Source organism: Alkalicaulis satelles, assembly GCF_008630495.1.
Taxonomy (GTDB): Bacteria; Pseudomonadota; Alphaproteobacteria; order Caulobacterales; family Maricaulaceae; genus Oceanicaulis; species Oceanicaulis satelles.
Window position 1 is genome coordinate 1 of the sequence record NZ_VWOJ01000007.1, and the last position, 768, is coordinate 768.

The window sequence follows — 768 nt, forward strand, 5'->3', positions numbered from 1 at the left end:
CCCCCGACACGAGCGCGGCCCGGCTTTGGGGCCGGGCCGCGCGTGCGTCAGGTGTGGTCTGGCGGGGGTCTATTCGAGGATTTTCGAGACCACGCCGGCGCCCACGGTGCGTCCGCCCTCGCGGATGGCGAAGCGCAGCTTCTCTTCCATCGCGATCGGGGTGATCAGCTCCACGGTCACTTCCACATTATCGCCCGGCATCACCATCTCGGTGCCGTCCTTGAGCGTCACCACGCCGGTCACGTCGGTGGTGCGGAAATAGAATTGCGGGCGGTAGTTGGAGAAGAACGGGGTGTGCCGGCCGCCCTCTTCCTTGGTCAGGATATAGGCCTCGGCCTCGAACCGCTTGTGCGGCTTGATCGAACCGGGCTTGCACAAGACCTGGCCGCGCTCCACGCCCTCGCGGTCCACGCCGCGCAGCAGCACGCCCACATTGTCGCCCGCCTGGCCCTGGTCGAGCAGCTTGCGGAACATCTCAACGCCGGTGCAGGTGGTCTTCTTGGTGTCGCGGATGCCCACGATCTCGATCTCGTCGCCCACCTTCACAATGCCGCGCTCAACCCGGCCGGTCACAACCGTGCCGCGGCCCGAGATCGAGAACACGTCCTCGATGGGCATCAGGAAGGGCTGGTCAATGGCGCGCTCAGGCGTCGGGATATAGTCATCCACCGCCGCCATCAGCGCCTTGATCTTCTCTTCGCCGATCTCCGGGTTGTTGCCTTCCATGGCCGCCAGCGCCGAACCCGCCACGATCGGAATATCGTCGCC

The 768-nt window shown here is 65.9% G+C and carries 1 protein-coding gene; it reads right to left on the minus strand.

What is annotated here, in order from left to right:
- Window positions 1–69: 69 nt before the first annotated feature.
- On the minus strand, window positions 70–768 hold a 699-nt coding region (locus F1654_RS13820; protein WP_269844623.1), incomplete at its 5' end, for an EF-Tu C-terminal domain-related protein.